The organism is Sphingomonas sp. TDK1, from assembly GCF_001650735.1.
Lineage (GTDB): Bacteria > Pseudomonadota > Alphaproteobacteria > Sphingomonadales > Sphingomonadaceae > Sphingomonas.
This window is the reverse complement of record NZ_LXVY01000017.1, coordinates 76889-94738: the sequence shown is the minus strand read 5'-3', so window position 1 is coordinate 94738 and position 17850 is coordinate 76889. Positions and strand designations below refer to the sequence as shown.

Genomic DNA, 17850 nt, shown 5'->3' with positions numbered 1-17850 from the left:
CTGCCGTCACGCCGCCGCCAGTCTGACCTCGGACTCCGGCAGCGACTCGCGCGCTGCCATCTCGTCGGCCCAGTGGAGAATTTCCATGGATCCGTCGTAATGCTCCACCAGCGCCGTGCAACCCTCTACCCAATCACCGTCGTTATAATAATCGATGCCGTCGATCGGGCGGATCTCCGCTTTGTGGATGTGCCCGGCGATTACGCCGTCCACGCCGCGGGCACCTGCTTCCCGCGCAACGATTTCCTCGAACTTGGAGATGAAGGACACGGCGTTCTTCACCTTCTGCTTGGCGTATTTGCTCAGCGACCAATAAGGCAGGCCCATCCAGCGCCGCACCGCGTTCAGCCAGCGATTGAGCGTCATCATCATCTCGTAGGCGGCATCCCCCAGATGGGCGAGCCAGCGGTGGGACATGGTGATCGCGTCGAACTCGTCGCCGTGCAGCACGAGCAGGCGGCGTCCGTCGGCGGTGGTGTGGATCGCCTGGCGCTTGATCTTCACGCCGCCGAAATCGAGCCCGGTGAACTGGCGGAACATCTCGTCATGGTTGCCCGGGATATAGACGATCTCGGTGCCGCGCTTCGCCCGCTTCAGCACCCGCCACACGATGTCGTTGTGCGTGGCCGGCCAGTAAAAGCGCTTCTTCATCGCCCAGCCGTCGATGATATCGCCCACCAGATACATGGTATCGCTGTCGACATGGTCGAGAAAGTCGATCAGCATCTCGGCATTGCAGCCGCGGGTGCCGAGATGGACATCCGAGATCCAGATCGCGCGATATTTACGACGTTCGCCGATCGGACGTTCCGGAATCGTGGGGGTGATCGCGTGAAAGTCCGCGAGACCCGCGACATCAAACGAAAGCCTGGTGATCGTAGCCATGCCCAAGTTCCCGTGCAGCTAGCGCAGTGTAGAGAATCGCCTATGGCGCGGCATTGTTACAAATCGAATCGTTGGGATTTCACGCGACTGTCATAGTCCAGGATCGAGCAGCACCGACTGGCACCATCGGGCTGCGAAACCAGGCCCGCCTGCATCGTGCCTCTACAACAAGCGGGGGAGGATAGACGGCGTGTCGTTGCAGCAACTTCGGGCGATCGTCCGCGACATTCTGGCGATGTCCGATCAGATCCGGCGCGCCGCCGCGCCGCCGATCGACCAGCCGCACCTGGCCGATCTTCGCAAGAACCTCGCGCGACTCATTTCATTGCGGCAACGAACCCCACGCGCATGAAAAAGCGCTAGAATGCAATCAGGAAGGACCCTGATGCCATTCACTTCGCTTTTCGCCACCACCCAAGACCTCACCGACGCCGCCAAGGCCCTGCTGCTGCTCAATAGCCGACCCACTTCCGCCGCGCTGGACGCGGCGCGTACCCGGATCCTGGACGCCATGCGCGTCCATGCCCTGACGAAGGACCGCCTGCTGCTTTCCGTGCTGCGCGAAAGCGACGACTGCGCCCACCAGGCGATGGCGCGCCGCACGACCGAGCAGGACCTCGAATGGCGAGAGCGCACCCAGGATCACTTCACCGCCTGGCCGCTGCGCAACGTCCTCGCGGACCCGCAGGGCCACCGCGCCGCCGCCCAGCGTCTGCTGCGCCTGTGCGAACGCCGCGCCGCGCATCAGGAGCAGTTGCTGCTGCCGATGGCGCAGGAGGCCCTGCGCCAGCACCGCATCGCCGCCTGAGCAGGCGACCGATCAGTCCAGATTGTCGCCGATCGTCAGCACGATCTTGCCGACATGCTCGCCCCCTTCCATCCGCCGGTGCGCCGCGGGCGCCTCGGCGAAGGGATAGGTGCGGTCGATGATCGGCTTCAGCTTGCCCTCGGCGACCAGCGGCCAGACATGGCGGCGCAGCTCGTCGGCGAGCAGCGACTTGAATTCCACCGAGCGCGGCCGCAGCGTCGAGCCGGTCAGCGTCAGCCGGCGGCGCATCACGTCCCAAACCGGGATCGTCGCGGTCGCCCCGCCCTGCACCGCGATCGAGACATGGCGGCCGTCCTCGGCGAGGCACTGCAGGTTGCGCGCGACATAGTCGCCGCCGACCATGTCGATGACGATCTGCACGCCCTCGCCGCCGGTAAAGGCCTTCACTTCCGCGACGAAATCCTGCGTCTTGTAGTTGATCGCGAGATCGGCGCCGAGCGCGCGCGCCGCCGCGCATTTTTCATCCGAACCCGCCGTAACCAGGATGGTCAGCCCGAACAGCTTGGCAAGCGCGATCGCCATCGTGCCGATGCCGCTGGTGCCGCCATGGACCAGCACGGTTTCGCCCGGCTGTGCCCAGCCGCGATCGAACAGGTTCGACCACACCGTGAACAGCGTTTCCGGGAAGGCCGCCGCCTCGACCATGGTCAGCCCCTCGGGCACGTCCAGGCATTGCCCGGCCGGTGCCACCGCGAACTCGGCATAGGCGCCGCCCGCGATCAGCGCGCAGACCTTCCTGCCGAGCAGCGAGTCGTCCATTCCGTCCCCCAGCGCTACCACCGTGCCGGCAATTTCCATGCCCAGAATGGAAGGGGCGCCCGGCGGCGGCGGGTATTTGCCCTGCCGCTGCAACACTTCCGGGCGGTTCACGCCCGCCGCCGCGACTCGCACCAGCACCTCGCCCATCCCGGGCTTCGGGACAGGTCGCGCCACAGGGACAAGGACTTCAGGGCCGCCCGGCGCATCGGGGTCGATGGCCAGCATCATTTCGGCTGCGATCATTCGGTTCGTCGCTTTTTGGCCTAAGGGGAACTTCGGGGCCTTATTGACATCGACCTCCCCAGGGTCAACGTTTCCTCGCATGGACGCCGACGAAAATCTTCCGCGTCGATCCGACGATCTCGCGGTGCAGCTGGCAAAGCAGGACCTCGACCCCTTTTCGGTGGCCGAACTAGAAGCCCGAATTGCGCTGCTCGAAACCGAGATCGCCCGATGTCGAGAAAAGATTCAACGCGCCGTTCACCATCGTGCAAGCGCTGACGCTCTATTTAAGAGATGAGCGTCAAGGCACCGGAACTCGGGCGATACGCCACGATCCTCCGGTGCGGGGCCGCAGCGCTTGATGCGGGGCCTGCCACTCCCGACATAGGGGAAGACGGGCTCAGCACCCTTTCGGCCCGACTGGAGTTGTATCCGAATGCCTAGTTTCGCCTCCGCTCTCGAAGCCACCCTCCACAAGGCGCTCGAGGCTGCGTCCTCGCGCCGGCACGAATATGCGACGCTCGAGCATCTCCTGCTCGCGCTGATCGACGATGAACATGCGTCGAAGGTGATGGGCGCGTGCGGGGTGGACCTGGGCGAACTGAAAACCACCGTGGCGCACTATCTCGATACCGAGCTGGAAGCGCTGAAGGTGGACAACGCCACCGATCCCTCCCCCACCAGCGGGTTCCAGCGCGTCGTGCAGCGCGCGATCCTGCACGTCCAGTCCTCGGGCCGCGACGAAGTGACCGGCGCCAATGTGCTGGTCGCGCTGTTCAGCGAGCGCGAGAGCTATGCGGTCTATTTCCTGCAGCAGCAGGACATGAGCCGGCTCGATGCCGTCAGCTTCATCAGCCACGGCGTCGGCAAGGGCGGCACCACGCCCACCGAGGCGAGCACCCCCAAGGGCGCTGCCGAGGAAGACAAGTCGAACAAGCAGGAGGCGAAGACGGGCAAGGGTGAGAGCGCGCTCAAGCAATTCACCGTCGACCTCAACGAGAAGGCGAAGATCGGCAAGGTCGATCCGCTGATCGGCCGCGCGGCGGAAGTCGACCGCACCGTGCAGATCCTGTGCCGGCGCAGCAAGAACAACCCGCTTTATGTGGGCGATCCGGGCGTCGGCAAGACCGCCATCGCCGAGGGTCTCGCCCGCAAGATCGTCGAGGGCGAAGTGCCCGACGTGCTCAAGGAAGCGGTGATCTACTCGCTCGACATGGGCGCGCTGCTCGCCGGCACCCGCTATCGCGGCGACTTCGAGGAGCGCCTCAAGCAGGTCGTCTCGGAGCTCGAAAAGCTGCCGCACGCGGTGCTGTTCATCGACGAGATCCACACCGTGATCGGCGCGGGTGCCACCAGCGGCGGCGCGATGGATGCATCGAACCTGCTCAAGCCGGCGCTGTCGGGCGGCTCGATCCGTTGCATCGGCTCGACCACCTACAAGGAATTCCGCAACCACTTCGAGAAGGACCGCGCGCTGCTCCGCCGCTTCCAGAAGATCGACGTCAACGAGCCGTCGGTCGAGGATACGGTGAAGATCCTGGCTGGCCTGCGCTCGGCGTTCGAGCAGCATCATTCGGTGAAGTACACGCCCGACGCGATCAAGTCGGCGGTCGAGCTGTCGGCGCGCTATATCAACGACCGCAAGCTGCCGGACAAGGCGATCGACGTGATCGACGAAGTCGGCGCGATGCAGATGCTGGTGGCGCCGTCCAAGCGCAAGAAGGTCATCACGCCCAAGGAAATCGAGCAGGTCATCGCGACCATGGCGCGGATCCCGGCCAAGACCGTCTCGTCGGACGACACCCGCGTGCTCGCCAATATCGAGCAGGATCTGAAGCGCGTCGTGTTCGGCCAGGACAAGGCGATCGAAGTCCTGTCCTCGGCGATCAAGCTCAGCCGTGCGGGCCTGCGCGATCCGGACAAGCCGATCGGCAACTATCTGTTCTCGGGCCCCACGGGCGTCGGCAAGACCGAGGTGGCGAAGCAGCTGGCGACGCTGCTCGGCATCCCGCTCCAGCGCTTCGACATGTCCGAGTACATGGAACGCCACTCGGTCAGCCGGCTGATCGGCGCCCCTCCGGGCTATGTCGGCTATGACCAGGGCGGCCTGCTGACCGATGCGGTCGACCAGAACCCGCATTCGGTGCTGCTGCTCGACGAGATCGAGAAGGCGCATCCGGACCTGTTCAACATCCTCTTGCAGGTGATGGACAACGGCAAGCTGACCGACCACCACGGCAAGACCGTCGACTTCCGCAACACCATCCTCATCCTGACCACCAATGCCGGTGCGTCGGACATGGCGAAGGAAAGCGTGGGCTTCGGCGAGCTGAGCCGCGAGGACGTGCAGGAAGAGGCGGTGAAGAATCTCTTCACCCCCGAATTCCGCAACCGCCTCGATGCGATCGTGCCGTTCGGCTATCTGCCGCCGGAAGTCGTCGCCCGCGTGGTCGACAAGTTCGTGCTCCAGCTCGAACTGCAGCTCACCGATCGCGGCGTCCACATCCATCTGGACGACGAAGCCAAGGCATGGCTCACCAAGCGCGGTTATGACAAGCTGTACGGCGCCCGCCCGATGGGCCGCCTGATGCAGGAAAAGATCAAGCAGCCGCTCGCGGAGGAGCTGCTGTTCGGCAAGCTCGTCCATGGCGGCGAAGTGAGCGTGAAGCTGAAGGACAATGCGCTGGCATTCGAGATCGTGCCGGCCGCGCCGAAGAAGCCGAAAAAGGGCAAGAAGGAAGCGCCCGCGGACGTCTGAGCCGTACGCGAAACAACGTCACAAGAGGGGACCGGAGGAGCAATCTTCCGGTCCTTTTTTGTCCCGCAGGCCGTTTCTTGGTTTAATGCACCGATAATCCAGACATTTACCAATCCCACGGCGCGGCCGTGCCACTGCCTTATGTCGGCCCCATCGTAAGTACGGCGCAGAACGGATCCAGGATACGACCATTGCGGCGCATATCTTGGCCAGTAACCGCCCGTATCATATTTTCCGCGAGAGCATATTCGCACGATTACTATGTTGCAGCCGTTTTTCTCGCGGCTACTCTGCCGTCATCGACGATGGGACACCCGGCATGAACCAGGAAGTCTGTGCGTGCAGCACCCAAAGCCCGAATGAGATACGGCGCCAGACGAGAGTATTGACGTCCGGCGTGCTCGGCATGCGCGGGGACAGTGAGCTTTCCCACATCGCAACCCGGGCGGCCAGGTCGACCGGCTTCCCCTACAGCGCCGTTTCCATCGTCGATCGATCGCAGCTCTGGCTCGCCGTCGCCTATGGCTTCGACCCGCGGGAGTTCGACCGGCCCGAGAGCTTTTGCGACGCTGCCATCCAGATGCCCAGCTTCGCGCCCTTGTGCGTCGCCGATGCCTGGTGCGAGCCACGCTTCAAATTTGCCCCCGCCGTCATCGAGATGAACATCCGGGCCTATTATGCCGCCCCGCTGGTGACCAGCGACGGCTTCGCGCTGGGTACGCTATGCCTGATGGACCAGAAGCCGCGGACCATCGACGCGGAGTCCCTGGCGCTGCTGACAACGTTGGCGAACGAAGCGATCGCAGTGATCGAGCGCGAACCGAACGCCGTCGCCTATGCCCAGTTTGCCGTTGCGGAGCTTTGCGCGCGCATACGATTCGCCATCGGCGAGCAGGATGATGCCACCGTCGCCTTGCTCGATCAGGAATTGCGGCGCCTGGAGAAGAAGCTGCGTCCCGAATGGCAATTGACCACGCCGCTCGCGCTGTCGCTTGGCAACGATGTCTTCGCCTATCCGGGCACGGGGATCAGCTACTAGTCGCCGGAGCGTCGGCGCCGGGCGGGCGCCGCCCGGACACCCGCGCCGTCAGCGCTGCTTGGCGCCGACGCGCTCGGCAACCCGTTCCGGGCGATCGCACCGCACATCGCGAACGATCGCGCGCGACAAGTCGGCGAGCGGCTCCTCCGCCAGCGGCTGGGCCGACGAGGCTACCGCGCGCTTCTCTGCGACCGATCGCACCTGCGCGTTCTGGCAGCGCGCTTCAGGTGCCGGCGCCGGCAGCGACGCGGCGGGCGTGACGTCTTCGGCAAGCGCGAACAGCAGCAGAAACAACATGGCGGCCTCCCAGCTACGCCGCCATCGGAGGCGACGTTGCCGCAAGGCTACCAGATCGGGGAAGCGTTGCCTATCGACCGCGCTCGGCCAGCTTGCGCTCCCAGGCAAGCGCGTCCTGCACGATACCGTTCAGGTCGGCATGTTTCGGCCGCCAGGGCAGCGCCGCAAGGATGGCGCTGTTGTCCGCCACCAGCGCATCGGGATCCCCGGCCCGGCGCCCCTCGAGCTTGCGCTCGATCGTCATGTTGGTCACGCGGTCGACGGCGTCGAGCACCTCCAGCACGGAGAAACCGCGGCCATAGCCGCAGTTCATCGTGTGGCTTTCCTCCGGCCGCGCGATCAGCAGGTCGAGCGCGTCGACATGCGCGGCGGCAAGGTCGCTGACATGGATATAGTCGCGCACCCCGGTGCCGTCGGGGGTCGCGAAGTCGGTGCCGAACACCGAGACATGGGACCGCTTGCCGGTGGCGGCTTCCACGGCGACCTTGATGAGGTGCGTGGCGCCCGCCGTCGACTGGCCGCTGCGGCCCTGCGGATCGGCACCGGCGACGTTGAAATAACGCAGCGCGCAATAGTTGAGCGGATGCGCGGCCGCGACGTCCTTCAGCATGATCTCGGTCATCAGCTTGGACATGCCGTAGGGATTGATCGGCGACTTCGGCGAATCCTCCCGGATCGGCACCTGTTCGGGGATGCCGTAGGTCGCGGCGGTGGAGGAGAAGATGAAGTGGCGCACGCCCTCCGCCACCACGGCCTCGATCAACGCGCGGCTGGCCGCGGTGTTGTTGCGATAATATTTGAGCGGATCGGTCACCGATTCCGGTACCACCACCGATCCGGCAAAGTGCATCACCGCGGTGACGCCATGCTCGCGGATCGCGGCGCGTACTGCCGGTATGTCGTCAATGCTGGCGACGACCAGCTTGGCCCGCGAATCCACTGCCCAATCGAAGCCGGTGACCAGATTGTCGATCACCACCACGCGCCACCCGGCGTCGAGCAGCGCCAGCACCGCATGGCTGCCGATATAGCCCGCACCGCCCGTCACCAGCACCGTACCATCGCGCATCGCCAGATCCCCTTTGTTACGCCGTACCTCCACCCTATCTTGGAGCGACAAGCAAGGAGTTCCTCGACATGACGATCGAAACGGCGACACTCGCCGGCGGTTGCTTCTGGTGCACGGAAGCGGTTTTCAACGACGTGATCGGCGTCCAGGGCGTCGAAAGCGGCTATATCGGCGGCACCAAGGAAAACCCGACCTACAAGGAAGTGTGCAGCGGCGACACCGGCCATGCCGAGGCGATCCGCGTCAGCTTCGACAGCGACGTGGTAAGCTATGGCGAGATCCTCGACATCTTCCTCGCGACGCATGACCCGACCCAGCTGAACCGCCAGGGCAACGACATCGGCACCCAGTACCGCTCCGCCATCTTCCCCCATTCGGCCGAGCAGGAGCGCGAGGCGCTGGACGCCATCGAGCGCGCCCGCCCGGACTGGCCGCAACCGATCGTCACCGCGATCGAGCCGCTCGGCCAGTGGTGGCCGGCCGAGGAATATCACCAGGAATATTGGCAGGGCGACGGCCAGCGGAACCCCTATTGCCTCGCGGTGATCCCGCCCAAGCTGCGAAAGCTGCGCAAGAGCTTCGCCAACAAGACCAAAGAGGGCGCGACCGCTTAAGGCCGCGCCCTCCCACGGGGGTGTTCGAGACCGCGGCCGGGTTGCGAAGCCGGCCGCGGATACGAAGGCGCCAGGTGTGCGGGGGCAGCACCGGCACCATTCGGGTTCCGCACTCGTCTGATGGCTCAATCGATTGGTACAGTGCCCGCAAGTCGGGCATTTGCCTCCGCCACGATCCTCCAACAGTCGCCGCACCGCTCGTCTTTATTCCGCAAGCTTTACGGCCAAGCGGAACCTAGGACCTGTGGCTTGGCTGTAAAGGCATGATCGTATACAGCATACCCAAATTGAGATAGGATAGACGTTTCATTCATTTCCACGCCATAGTTCAAGAATACAATCGTTCCCTTGATTATCCTGGCTGGTCAGGTCAGTTGTACCGAAAACGCAAAAATGCCGAGCCACAGCAGATCTGCGCGCAGATATCAGATCGTATAAGTATCCGAACGTTCGGGACCGAAGCACCGCAGTAATCGCCGGTTCCTCGATGCCGGAACTTCAGCGCGGATACGCGGCGCGCGCCAGTCGATCGCGGATCGCCAGACCCAGACCCTGCCCAGGTACCGGCGCAATCGCGATCCGTGCCCGGTCCGAGGCATCGGCGCGGTGCAACGCATCGAACAGGCGCGCGGCCGCCTCACGCAGATCCCCCGATGCCGACAGCGTATCGTCGCCCGCAATCCCGCCGAACCCGATCAGCCATTCCCCCGCCGCCGCCTTCTCCGCGTCCAGCCGCAGCGGCTTGGACGGCGCATAATGGCTGGCCAGCTGCCCCGGCGCGGTGATCGCGCCCGGCGTCGCGCCGCTGCCATAGCCCGGCAATTGCTCGGCCGTGACCGGGCCGGGCCGCAGGATGCGGCGCGTGGCCGGCTCGACGATGGTGGATTCGATCCCCGCGCTGGTCGCGCCGTCGTCGATCACGAGGGGGATGCGCCCCGCGAGGCTCACCGCGACGTGCCCCGCCCGCGTCGGGCTGATGCCGCCGCTGGCATTGGCCGAAGGCGCGGCGAGCGGGCGCCCGCTCGCCCGGATCAGCCCCTGCATCGCACGGTGATCGGGCATCCGCAGCGCGACGGTCGGCAGCCCGGCGGTGACCAGGCTGGCGACCGGCGAGCCCTCCGCCAGCGGCAGCACCATGGTCAGCGGCCCCGGCCAGAAGCGCGCCGCCAGCGCCCGCGCCTCCCCATCGAACCGCGCGATCGTCTCGGCCATCGCCATGTCCGCGACATGCACGATCAGCGGGTTGAACGAAGGCCGCCCCTTGGCCGCGTAAATCCCCGCCACCGCGTCCGAATCGGTGGCGTCGGCGGCGAGCCCGTAGACGGTTTCGGTGGGCACCGCGACGCAGGCGCCGCCGCGAATCAGTGCCGCCGCTTCGCCGAGCGCGGCCTCGCCGTAGGGTAAGATGCGCGGATTTGCTGGGGTCACGCGCAAGGCGCTATAGTGCCGGCAACAAGATCACAAGAGAGAGGCCTGATGTTCACCCCCGCCACCGCCGAGCAGCGTTTCGTGCTCGACCATATCGTCCGTCTGTCCGAGATCAGCGCGGAAGCCACGCCCGACCTGCTCGATGCCGTGCTCGACGGTGCCGGCCAGTTCGCCGCGGGCGAATGGGCGCCGCTCGAACGGCTGGGCGATACCGAAGGCGCGCGCTGGACCGAGCAGGGGGTGACGATGCCCGAAGGCTTCGCCGCCGCCTATCGCGCCTATGTGGAAGGCGGCTGGGGCACGATCGGCTCGCCCGCCGAGCATGGCGGCCAGGGCCTGCCGGTGAGCCTGTCGATCGCCGTGCTGGAGACGCTGGGCACCGCGAACATGGGCTTCTGCCTTTGCCCGGTGCTCACCGTCGGCGCGGTCGAGGCGCTGCACCACCACGGCTCGCCCGAGCAGCAGGCAACCTATCTGCCGAAGCTCGCGACCGGCGAATGGACCGGCACGATGAACCTGACCGAGCCGCAGGCCGGCTCGGATGTCGGCGCGGTGAAGACCAAGGCCGAGCCGGCGGGCGACGGCAAATGGAAGATCAAGGGCACCAAGATCTACATCTCGTTCGGCGACCACGACATGGCGGACAATATCGTCCATCTGGTGCTGGCCCGCACCCCCGGCGCGCCGGCGGGCACCAAGGGCCTGTCGCTGTTCCTGGTGCCGAAGTTCCGGCTCAGGGACGACGGCACGCCGGGCGATTTCAACGATATCAAGGTCGTCTCGATCGAGCACAAGATGGGCCTGCATGCCTCGCCCACCTGCGTGCTGAGCTTCGGCGACAACGACGATTGCATCGGCGAGTTGATCGGCCCCGAGCTGGGTGGCATCCGCGCGATGTTCACGATGATGAACAATGCCCGCCTCAACGTCGGCCTGCAGGGCGTGCAGGTCGCCGAGCGCGCCACCCAGCGCGCGGTCGCCTATGCCCGCGAGCGGGTGCAGGGCACTCGCGGCGGCGCCCCGACCGCGATCATCGAGCATCCCGACGTGCGCCGCATGCTGCTGCGGATGAAGGCGCAGACCCAGGCGGCGCGTGCGCTGGTCTATTACGCCTTCGGCCAGCTCGATCGCGGCCGGGCGAGCGATGCGGAGGCGGACAAGCGCGTCGAGCTGCTGACCCCGCTCGCCAAGGCGCATGCGACCGATCTCGGCAACGAAGTGGCGAGCCTCGGCGTGCAGGTCCATGGCGGCATGGGCTATATCGAGGAGACCGGCGCCGCCCAGCATTTCCGCGACGCCCGCATCACCCCGATCTACGAAGGCACCAACGGCATCCAGGCCGCCGACCTGGTCGGCCGCAAGCTGAGCATGGACAATGGCGCGACGCTGCTCGGCCTGCTGGCGGACATGCGCGCCGACGCCGAGGATGCGGGCCTGCGCGCGCTGATCGACGCCTGCGAGGAGGTCGGCCGCAGCCTGCTGGGCAGCGACGCCGACGACCGGCTGGCGGCGAGCTATCCGTTCCTGACGATGCTGTCGGTCGCCGTGTGCGGCTGGCTGATGGAGAAGAGCGGCCGGCTGGCGGCGCAGGGCGACGGCGAGCCGGGCTTCCTCACGATGAAGCAGGCGGCGGCGCGCTTCTATGTCGAGCAGGTCGTGCCCGAAGCGCTCGGCCTGCGCGCGGCGGCGATGGCGAAGGCGGCGGTGCTGTACGCGGTGGAGGCGGAGGCTTTCGCGGCGTGAGGGTGGTGTAAAATCCTCCCCCGCCAGGGGGAGGTGCCGCCGCAGGCGGCGGAGGGGGAGGCAGACGATGCGCCTGGAAGGTTCCAACCAAAGCCGCCGCAACGCGAAGCACCTCCGCGAAGAAATGACGTCGCCGGAAATCGCCCTCTGGCTCGCGCTACGCCGCAATGAAGCCGGCCTGCGCTTCCGCAAGCAGCACCCAGCCGGCCCCTACGTCCTCGACTTTTACTGCGCCCCAGCCGCGCTCGCGATCGAAGTCGACGGCGAAGCGCATGCCCGTGGCGACCGACCGGAGCGAGACGCCACCCGCGATGCGTGGCTGAAAGCTCAAGGCGTCCGCGTTCTCCGCTACACGGCGATGGACGTACGGAACCACACCGAAGGCGTCGTCCGCCAGATTCTCGCGGTCGCGATCGACCGAAGGGCCAAACGACAGGCCGCTCGCCGACCTCCCCCTCCGTCGCCTCCGGCGCCACCTCCCCTTGGCGGGGGAGGATAGAGGGGGCTGAAACCATCCTCCCCCGCCAGGGGGAGGTAGCCCGCGCAGCGGGTCGGAGGGGGAGGTAGGCGATGCGCCTGGAAGGTTCCAACCAGAGCCACCGAAACGCCACCCGCGATGCGTGGTTGAAAGCCCAAGGCGTCCGCGTTCTCCGCTACACGGCGATGGACGTATCGAACCACACCGAAGGCGTCGTCCGCCAGATTCTCGCGGTCGCGATCGACCGAAGGGCCATACTACAGGCCGCTCGCCGACCTCCCCCTCCGTCGCCTCCGGCGCCACCTCCCCTTGGCGGGGGAGGATAGAGGGGGCTGAAACCATCCTCCCCCGCCAGGGGGAGGTGGCCCGCGCAGCGGGTCGGAGGGGGAGGTACGCGACTCGCTCTTTACAACACCCCCAGATCCCCCACCGCATCCTTGTCGAGCCATGTCCCTGCCTCGGGCATCGGATACTTCAACCCCGTGGCGCAGTTGAACAGCACCGTGCGCTCCTCGGGATCGACCAGCCCGTCCCGCATCGCCTGCCGATAGGCCGCCAGCGTCGCGCCGCCCTCGGGGCAGAGCAGCAGCCCGTCCTTGCGCGCGCAGTCGTCCACCGCCTGGAGGATCGCGGGATCGCCCACCGCCAGCGCCCGCCCGCCGGACTCGCGCACCGCGCGCAGGATCAGGAAGTCGCCCACCGCGCGCGGCACGCGGATGCCCGCCGCCACCGTCGCCGCATTCTCCCAGCGCTCGGCATGCTCCTCGCCCGCCTCGAAGGCGCGGACGATCGGCGCGCAGCCCGATGCCTGCACCGCATACATCCGCGGCCGCTTCGATCCGATCCAGCCGAGCCGCTCCAGCTCGTCAAACGCCTTCCACATGCCGATCAGCCCGGTACCGCCGCCGGTGGGGTAGAAGATCGCATCGGGCAGTTCCCAGCCGCACTGGGCGGCGAGTTCCAGCCCCATCGTCTTCTTGCCTTCGATCCGGTAGGGCTCCTTGAGCGTCGAGAAATCGAACCAGCGCCCCTCGGCGGCGCCACGCCCGACGATCGCGCCGCACTCGTCGATCTGGCCGTTGACCCGGTAGACCCGCGCGCCCTGCGCGGCGATCTCGCGGACGTTCACTTCCGGGGTCTCTTCCGGGCAGAGGATCACCGTCTCGATGCCGCAGCGCGCGGCATAGGCGGCGAGCGCCGCGCCGGCATTGCCGTTGGTCGGCATGGCGATACGGGTGACGCCCAGTTCGCGCGCCATGCTCACCGCCATCACCAGCCCGCGCGCCTTGAACGAGCCCGTCGGCAGCCGGCCTTCGTCCTTGACGATCGCCCCCGGCCCCCCGGACTTGGGAATGTCGATCAGCGGCGTTTCGATCTCACCGAGGGAAACGATGTTCGCCGCCCGCCGCACCGGGAGCAGCTCGCGCCACCGCCAAAGGTCGGTCGGTCGTGCTTCCAGCGCCTCTCTGGTGAGCGCCGCACCCACCCCGGCCAGATCATAGCGCACCAGCAGCGGTCGACCGACGCGCGAGAGCCCGTGCAGCTGGTCCGCCGCATAGGTCTCGCCCGTCATCGAGCATTCGAGATGGGTGACGAAGCTCGGCCGCTCGGCCCGGATATTGTCCTGCATGGGCGGCAGCTTAACGCAAGGCGCGGCCAGCGGAAGCCACCCCGCCTCACCAAATCGTCATTCCGGCGAAAGCCGGAATCCATTCGCCACGCCGCCGGGGGAAAGAACCGGACTGCACAGGCCAATGGATCCCGGCTTCCGCCGGGATGACGGCGGGTCGGAGGTGGCGTTCGTCAGGCCATGTCGAGCACGATTCGGCCTTCGATCTCGCCCTTGCGCATCCGATCGAACACGCTGTTGACGTTCTCCAGTTTCTCGGTCGCCACCGTCGCGCGGACCTTGCCCTGTCCGGCAAAGTCGAGCGCTTCCTGCAGGTCCAGCCGCGTGCCCACGATCGAGCCGCGCACGGTGATGCCATTGAGCACCGTGTCGAAGATCGACAGCGGAAAGTCGCCCGGCGGCAGGCCGTTGAGCGACACGGTGCCGCCGCGCCCGACCATGCCCAGCGCCTGCTGGAACGCCTTGGTCGACACCGCGGTCACCAGCACGCCCCGCGCGCCGCCCACCGCCTTCTTCACGAATGCCGCCGGATCCTCGTGCCGCGCGTTGACCGTCAGCTCGGCGCCCAGTTTCCGCGCCAGCGCCAGCTTCTCGTCATCGATGTCGACCGCGATGACGTTGAGGCCCATCGCCTTGGCATATTGCACCGCCATGTGCCCCAGCCCGCCGATACCGGAGATCGCCACCCAGTCGCCCGGCTTGGTGTCGGTGACCTTGAGGCCCTTGTAGACCGTCACGCCCGCGCACAGCACCGGCGCGATTTCCACGAAGCCGAGATTGTCGGGCAGGATGCCGACATAGTTCGGGTCGGCCAGCACATAATCGGCAAAGCCGCCGTTGACCGAATAGCCGGTGTTCTGCTGGCTCTCGCACAGCGTCTCCCAGCCGCCCAGGCAGTGCATGCAGTGGCCACAGGCGGTGTAGAGCCAGGGCACGCCCACCCGGTCGCCCTCCTTCACATGGGTGACGCCCGCCCCCACCGCCGCGACATGGCCGACGCCTTCATGGCCGGGGATGAAGGGCGGCTTGGGCTTGACCGGCCAGTCGCCCTCGGCGGCGTGGAGATCGGTGTGGCACACGCCGCTCGCCGCGATCCTGACGAGGATCTGGCCTGGGCCCACCTGCGGCACCGGCACTTCCTCGATCACCAGCGGCTTGCCGAATTCGCGGACGACGGCGGCTTTCATGGTCTTCTGCATCAGAAGCTACTCCCCAGCATGTGCCGCCATGCTCGGCGCGCGGTCGCCGCCGCGCCATTGGGAGTTCTACGGTGTCAGGCGCCGTCCTGCCCGGCCTCGTCGCGCTGCTCGCGCTGTCTGTCGATCGTCTCCATTGCCTCGGCCTTGGCGGGATCGAACAGATGGCTGAAGGCCAGCCCCAGCATCAGCGCCGCCCCGCCGAGGCGACCCCGCGCCTGCCGCCGGCCCATCCGCACCAGCAACGGAATCGTCGCGATCACCACGAGCAGGACACCAAGGGTGACGAGCGGGTGCATCCCCTCAGCCGAACCGGAAATTGACGGGCCGCGCTGTCTCGGCGCGCGCATCGAAAGCCTGCGCCGCGTGCGGACCGTCGCGGCGGACCCAGTGGCAGAAGAGGTGCGCCGACCAGCCATTCGGATTGGCAGTGATACGGCCATGTCGCCGCTCCACGCCTTGGTAGAGCACGGCGTCGCCCGGTTGCATCTCCACGGCGCCATAGGGCAGCGCGCCGAAATCATCCTCCACCAGCGCGCTGGGCGGCACCGCGACCTTGGCCATTTCGAGCGGCCAGGGCACTCCGTCGCTATAGTCGAGCGTAAGGGAAAGACTCACCTCACAGGCATAGCGATCGCAGTGCACACGGCACACATCGCCTTCGCGGTAGATCCGGAAATAGCTGTAGCTCGGCAACAGGTCGAGCCCCAGCAGCGTCGAGATCGAAGGCGTCAGCCCCCAGAGAAATCCGAGCAGCGGGGGATAATGGAAGCCATATAATTCCACCGCCTCCCGCTTGAGGAGGTTCGGCTGACGCATCAGTCGTTCGGCTGGTCCCTGGGAGACGACGTCCCCGTCGATCTGCCGCAAGAGCGCGTTGCACACCGCCGGCGGCACCAGACCGCGCACGAGCGCATAGCCATCCTGCACATAGTCGCCTTCGACTTGCATCAGTCGTGCTTCGGCCGCAGGCTGGTGAAGCTGCGGTCCCAGCGGATCGCCGTCACATAGGCGAGCGGGTTGAACCACGAACCCTCGCCGTCGAAGCTGTGCGTGACGAATTCGGCGCGACCCGCCAGCGTCTCGATCGGCACCGGGCCGCCCAGCCCCAGTTCGTCGAGCCCGAAACGGCTGTCCGCCGACTGGTCGCGATTGTCGCCCATCAGGAACACATGGCCGGCGGGCACGGTCACCGGCCCATATTTGTCACCCGGGCTGAGAAAGCCGTTCGGCAGCACCGTGTCGCCCAGGTCGATCACGTCGTAGCTGGCGCCGTTCGGCAGCGTCTCACGATAGAGCGGCGGCTCGCAATAGAGCTTGCCGTCCGCCTCCTGCTTGCGGAATGCGGCCAGCGGCCCCTCGTCGCACGGCACCGCCGCGTCGACCGGGATCCTGGCATGCCCTTCCGCCACGCGCGGCACCGGCTTGCCGTTCAGGATCACCTGACCGTGGCGGACCTCCAGCGTATCGCCCGGCAGGCCGATCACCCGCTTGATCAGGTCCTCGCCATCCCCGCGGCGCACGACGATGACGATGTCGCCGCGCTCGGGCGTGCGGCCGAACAGCCGCGTCGACGCGATGTCCTTGCCGTGGAACATCAGCGAGGCCTGCGAGAGCCCATAAGGGAATTTGCTCGCCACCAGCCGGTCGCCGGTGCGCAGCGTCGGCATCATCGAGCCGGAGGGAATATAGTAGGGCCGCGCGCGACGGCGCTCTGGAACAGGAACAAGATGCCCAGCGTCGCGGCCCAGCCGGCCAGCGTGCGCACCCAGCCCGGCTTCGGCTCGGCCATGGGATCAGGCGATCTCGTGGCTGCCATCGAGTAGCGCGCGCACGTCAAGACCGAGCAGCGCGATATGGTCCCGCACGCGCGGCCAATAGCCGGTCAGGAACCGCTCGCGCTCCGCCTGCCGCAGCCGCTCGACCGCGCCGGGGACCACGAACATGCCCACGCCGCGGCGCACCTCGACATAGCCGTCGTCCTGGAAACTCTGATACGCCTTGGCGACCGTCAGCGGGTTCGCGCCATGCTCCGCGGCGAGCGCGCGGACCGAGGGAAGCTGGTCCCCGGCGCGGTACTGGCCGCGCAGGATCGCCGCGGCGATAATCGCGCGCAGCTTGAGGTAGACCGGGCTGTCTTCGTGCTCCAGGGCTGTCATGCTGCCATAATACAGCACATGGCTTGCGAGTCCATACTCAGGGATTCCACCGATGCACGATCTGGGACAATTCGCCGCGCGGGCGCTCCTCCAGCGGGCGCCCCGGCGTGCCCAGAAAGACGAAGCCCGCGATGCGCTGCCCCTCGGTGCCGAACAAATCGCGCACCGCGTCCGAATAGGCCGGCCATCCGGTCAGCCAGCCGCCGGCAAAGCCCATCGCATGCGCGGCATGGAGCAGGTTCATGCACGCGGCGCCTGCCGACAGCTCCTGCTCCCACAGCGGCACCTTGTGCGGCTGGACAGGGGCGGAAAGCACCACCACCAGCGACGGGGCCTGGGTGGCGAACTGCGCCGCAGCCTCTTCGTCGCGCGCCGTGGCATCGGGCTTTTCGGCCCGCAGGATCTCGACCAGCTTCAACGCCAGCGCCGGGCGCGCCGCGTCGGGCACGATCACGAACCGCCAGGGGGCAAGCTTGCCATGATCGGGGGTGCGTGCGGCGATCGTCACCATCTGGTCGAGCTGCTCGGGGCTCGGCCCGGGCGCGCCCAGATCGCGCGGCTTGCCGGAGCGGCGGGTCTGGAGGAGCGTCAGCGGGGTGGTGCGATCGTTGAAGGTCATCCGCGCCATCTAGGGCGCCGCCGCGCGCGCGCCAAGCCGTGCGACTTTACAGCGGCGACGCAGGCTCTAGTCTGCGCCCCCATGCACCGGGCCCATGCGCCCGGCTCCCAACTTTAGGACGACAA

The 17850-nt window shown here is 66.9% G+C and carries 21 protein-coding genes; 9 read left to right on the top strand and 12 right to left on the bottom strand.

All coding sequences use genetic code 11. The features are described 5' to 3' along the window. Positions 1-6 precede the first annotated feature (6 nt). The gene (locus A7X12_RS11020) at positions 7-885 is read right to left on the bottom strand and encodes a UDP-2,3-diacylglucosamine diphosphatase (RefSeq protein ID WP_064311668.1); all 879 of its coding nucleotides are present in this window, start codon (positions 883-885) and stop codon (positions 7-9) included. A 190-nt stretch (positions 886-1075) separates the two neighbouring features. Between A7X12_RS11020 and A7X12_RS25520 the strand changes: the two genes are divergently transcribed. Together A7X12_RS25520 and A7X12_RS11015 are read left to right on the top strand one after the other, a co-directional pair. Continuing rightward, positions 1076-1237, top strand: coding sequence for a hypothetical protein (locus A7X12_RS25520; protein WP_157105570.1), 162 nt, complete (start codon positions 1076-1078; stop codon positions 1235-1237). Positions 1238-1270: 33 nt separating this feature from the next. Beyond that, the gene (locus tag A7X12_RS11015) at positions 1271-1693 is read left to right on the top strand and encodes a hypothetical protein (protein ID WP_064311667.1); all 423 of its coding nucleotides are present in this window, start codon (positions 1271-1273) and stop codon (positions 1691-1693) included. Between the two features lie 12 nt (positions 1694-1705). Here the strand turns inward: A7X12_RS11015 and A7X12_RS11010 are convergent, their stop codons facing one another. Then, complete coding sequence (locus tag A7X12_RS11010; protein ID WP_198161995.1) at positions 1706-2716, bottom strand: NAD(P)H-quinone oxidoreductase; 1011 nt, start codon at positions 2714-2716, stop codon at positions 1706-1708. 79 nt (positions 2717-2795) lie between these two features. Here A7X12_RS11010 and A7X12_RS25095 point away from each other — a divergent pair, with 79 nt between their 5' ends. From A7X12_RS25095 to A7X12_RS11000, 3 genes are all read left to right on the top strand, one after another. Then, complete coding sequence (locus A7X12_RS25095) at positions 2796-2993, top strand: DUF1192 domain-containing protein (protein WP_084445346.1); 198 nt, start codon at positions 2796-2798, stop codon at positions 2991-2993. Between the two features lie 138 nt (positions 2994-3131). Continuing rightward, entirely contained in the window at positions 3132-5453 is a 2322-nt protein-coding gene (gene clpA, locus A7X12_RS11005; RefSeq protein ID WP_064311666.1) for an ATP-dependent Clp protease ATP-binding subunit ClpA, read from the top strand. A 406-nt stretch (positions 5454-5859) separates the two neighbouring features. Beyond that, complete coding sequence (locus tag A7X12_RS11000; protein ID WP_198161994.1) at positions 5860-6492, top strand: GAF domain-containing protein; 633 nt, start codon at positions 5860-5862, stop codon at positions 6490-6492. A 48-nt stretch (positions 6493-6540) separates the two neighbouring features. Here A7X12_RS11000 and A7X12_RS10995 read toward each other — a convergent pair whose 3' ends face one another. After that, on the bottom strand, positions 6541-6789 hold the full coding sequence (locus A7X12_RS10995) for a hypothetical protein (RefSeq protein WP_064311664.1): 249 nt from the start codon (positions 6787-6789) through the stop codon (positions 6541-6543). 70 nt (positions 6790-6859) lie between these two features. Then, the gene (gene galE, locus A7X12_RS10990; RefSeq protein ID WP_064311663.1) at positions 6860-7858 is read right to left on the bottom strand and encodes a UDP-glucose 4-epimerase GalE; all 999 of its coding nucleotides are present in this window, start codon (positions 7856-7858) and stop codon (positions 6860-6862) included. Between the two features lie 68 nt (positions 7859-7926). Between galE and msrA the strand changes: the two genes are divergently transcribed. Next, complete coding sequence (gene msrA / locus A7X12_RS10985; protein WP_064311662.1) at positions 7927-8472, top strand: peptide-methionine (S)-S-oxide reductase MsrA; 546 nt, start codon at positions 7927-7929, stop codon at positions 8470-8472. A gap of 498 nt (positions 8473-8970) precedes the next feature. On the opposite strand, the gene A7X12_RS10980 is transcribed toward msrA, so the two are convergent. Beyond that, on the bottom strand, positions 8971-9906 hold the full coding sequence (locus A7X12_RS10980; RefSeq protein ID WP_157105569.1) for an L-threonylcarbamoyladenylate synthase: 936 nt from the start codon (positions 9904-9906) through the stop codon (positions 8971-8973). Positions 9907-9948: 42 nt separating this feature from the next. Between A7X12_RS10980 and A7X12_RS10975 the strand changes: the two genes are divergently transcribed. The 3 genes from A7X12_RS10975 to A7X12_RS26775 all read left to right on the top strand — a co-directional run bounded on the left by A7X12_RS10975 (position 9949) and on the right by A7X12_RS26775 (position 12447). Continuing rightward, positions 9949-11643 (top strand): acyl-CoA dehydrogenase, encoded by a 1695-nt coding sequence (locus A7X12_RS10975; RefSeq protein WP_064311661.1) that lies wholly within the window; start codon positions 9949-9951, stop codon positions 11641-11643. Next, entirely contained in the window at positions 11543-12142 is a 600-nt protein-coding gene (locus tag A7X12_RS26710; RefSeq protein ID WP_332308537.1) for an endonuclease domain-containing protein, read from the top strand. The genes A7X12_RS10975 and A7X12_RS26710 overlap by 101 nt, the downstream gene beginning before the upstream one ends. Positions 12143-12213: 71 nt before the next feature. Next, complete coding sequence (locus A7X12_RS26775) at positions 12214-12447, top strand: DUF559 domain-containing protein (RefSeq protein WP_084445342.1); 234 nt, start codon at positions 12214-12216, stop codon at positions 12445-12447. Between the two features lie 80 nt (positions 12448-12527). Here the strand turns inward: A7X12_RS26775 and A7X12_RS10970 are convergent, their stop codons facing one another. From A7X12_RS10970 to A7X12_RS10940, 7 genes are all read right to left on the bottom strand, one after another. Continuing rightward, positions 12528-13751, bottom strand: coding sequence for a threonine synthase (locus tag A7X12_RS10970; protein ID WP_064311660.1), 1224 nt, complete (start codon positions 13749-13751; stop codon positions 12528-12530). A 173-nt stretch (positions 13752-13924) separates the two neighbouring features. Further along, complete coding sequence (gene adhP, locus A7X12_RS10965; RefSeq protein ID WP_064311659.1) at positions 13925-14950, bottom strand: alcohol dehydrogenase AdhP; 1026 nt, start codon at positions 14948-14950, stop codon at positions 13925-13927. A 74-nt stretch (positions 14951-15024) separates the two neighbouring features. Then, positions 15025-15246: a hypothetical protein gene (locus tag A7X12_RS10960; RefSeq protein ID WP_064311658.1), complete on the bottom strand. Its 222-nt coding sequence runs from the start codon at positions 15244-15246 to the stop codon at positions 15025-15027. Between the two features lie 4 nt (positions 15247-15250). Next, entirely contained in the window at positions 15251-15898 is a 648-nt protein-coding gene (locus A7X12_RS10955; protein ID WP_064311657.1) for a hypothetical protein, read from the bottom strand. Beyond that, a complete protein-coding gene (gene lepB / locus A7X12_RS10950; protein WP_232318461.1) occupies positions 15898-16617 on the bottom strand; it encodes a signal peptidase I in 720 nt (239 codons plus the stop codon). Before lepB ends, A7X12_RS10955 begins: the two co-directional genes overlap by 1 nt. Positions 16618-16743: 126 nt before the next feature. Continuing rightward, positions 16744-17106 carry a GntR family transcriptional regulator gene (locus A7X12_RS10945; protein ID WP_064311725.1) on the bottom strand — a complete coding sequence of 121 codons (363 nt, stop codon included), beginning with the start codon at positions 17104-17106 and terminating at the stop codon, positions 16744-16746. Between the two features lie 37 nt (positions 17107-17143). Continuing rightward, complete coding sequence (locus A7X12_RS10940) at positions 17144-17725, bottom strand: nitroreductase family protein (protein ID WP_064311724.1); 582 nt, start codon at positions 17723-17725, stop codon at positions 17144-17146. Positions 17726-17850 lie beyond the last annotated feature (125 nt).

What these genes read in the sequence shown, in the direction of transcription:
- A7X12_RS10955 (WP_064311657.1), bottom strand. Translation starts at nt 15,898, where the DNA reads ATGCAAGTCGAAGGCGACTATGTGCAGGATGGCTATGCGCTCGTGCGC.
- A7X12_RS10960 (WP_064311658.1), bottom strand. Translation starts at nt 15,246, where the DNA reads ATGCACCCGCTCGTCACCCTTGGTGTCCTGCTCGTGGTGATCGCGACG.
- A7X12_RS11015 (WP_064311667.1), top strand. Translation starts at nt 1,271, where the DNA reads ATGCCATTCACTTCGCTTTTCGCCACCACCCAAGACCTCACCGACGCC.
- lepB (WP_232318461.1), bottom strand. Translation starts at nt 16,617, where the DNA reads ATGCCGACGCTGCGCACCGGCGACCGGCTGGTGGCGAGCAAATTCCCT.
- A7X12_RS26710 (WP_332308537.1), top strand. Translation starts at nt 11,543, where the DNA reads ATGTCGAGCAGGTCGTGCCCGAAGCGCTCGGCCTGCGCGCGGCGGCGA.
- galE (WP_064311663.1), bottom strand. Translation starts at nt 7,858, where the DNA reads ATGCGCGATGGTACGGTGCTGGTGACGGGCGGTGCGGGCTATATCGGC.
- A7X12_RS11020 (WP_064311668.1), bottom strand. Translation starts at nt 885, where the DNA reads ATGGCTACGATCACCAGGCTTTCGTTTGATGTCGCGGGTCTCGCGGAC.
- msrA (WP_064311662.1), top strand. Translation starts at nt 7,927, where the DNA reads ATGACGATCGAAACGGCGACACTCGCCGGCGGTTGCTTCTGGTGCACG.
- A7X12_RS10970 (WP_064311660.1), bottom strand. Translation starts at nt 13,751, where the DNA reads ATGCAGGACAATATCCGGGCCGAGCGGCCGAGCTTCGTCACCCATCTC.
- adhP (WP_064311659.1), bottom strand. Translation starts at nt 14,950, where the DNA reads ATGCAGAAGACCATGAAAGCCGCCGTCGTCCGCGAATTCGGCAAGCCG.
- A7X12_RS11000 (WP_198161994.1), top strand. Translation starts at nt 5,860, where the DNA reads ATGCGCGGGGACAGTGAGCTTTCCCACATCGCAACCCGGGCGGCCAGG.
- A7X12_RS10975 (WP_064311661.1), top strand. Translation starts at nt 9,949, where the DNA reads ATGTTCACCCCCGCCACCGCCGAGCAGCGTTTCGTGCTCGACCATATC.
- A7X12_RS10945 (WP_064311725.1), bottom strand. Translation starts at nt 17,106, where the DNA reads ATGACAGCCCTGGAGCACGAAGACAGCCCGGTCTACCTCAAGCTGCGC.
- A7X12_RS11010 (WP_198161995.1), bottom strand. Translation starts at nt 2,716, where the DNA reads ATGATCGCAGCCGAAATGATGCTGGCCATCGACCCCGATGCGCCGGGC.
- A7X12_RS25095 (WP_084445346.1), top strand. Translation starts at nt 2,796, where the DNA reads ATGGACGCCGACGAAAATCTTCCGCGTCGATCCGACGATCTCGCGGTG.
- A7X12_RS26775 (WP_084445342.1), top strand. Translation starts at nt 12,214, where the DNA reads ATGCGCCTGGAAGGTTCCAACCAGAGCCACCGAAACGCCACCCGCGAT.
- clpA (WP_064311666.1), top strand. Translation starts at nt 3,132, where the DNA reads ATGCCTAGTTTCGCCTCCGCTCTCGAAGCCACCCTCCACAAGGCGCTC.
- A7X12_RS10940 (WP_064311724.1), bottom strand. Translation starts at nt 17,725, where the DNA reads ATGACCTTCAACGATCGCACCACCCCGCTGACGCTCCTCCAGACCCGC.
- A7X12_RS10995 (WP_064311664.1), bottom strand. Translation starts at nt 6,789, where the DNA reads ATGTTGTTTCTGCTGCTGTTCGCGCTTGCCGAAGACGTCACGCCCGCC.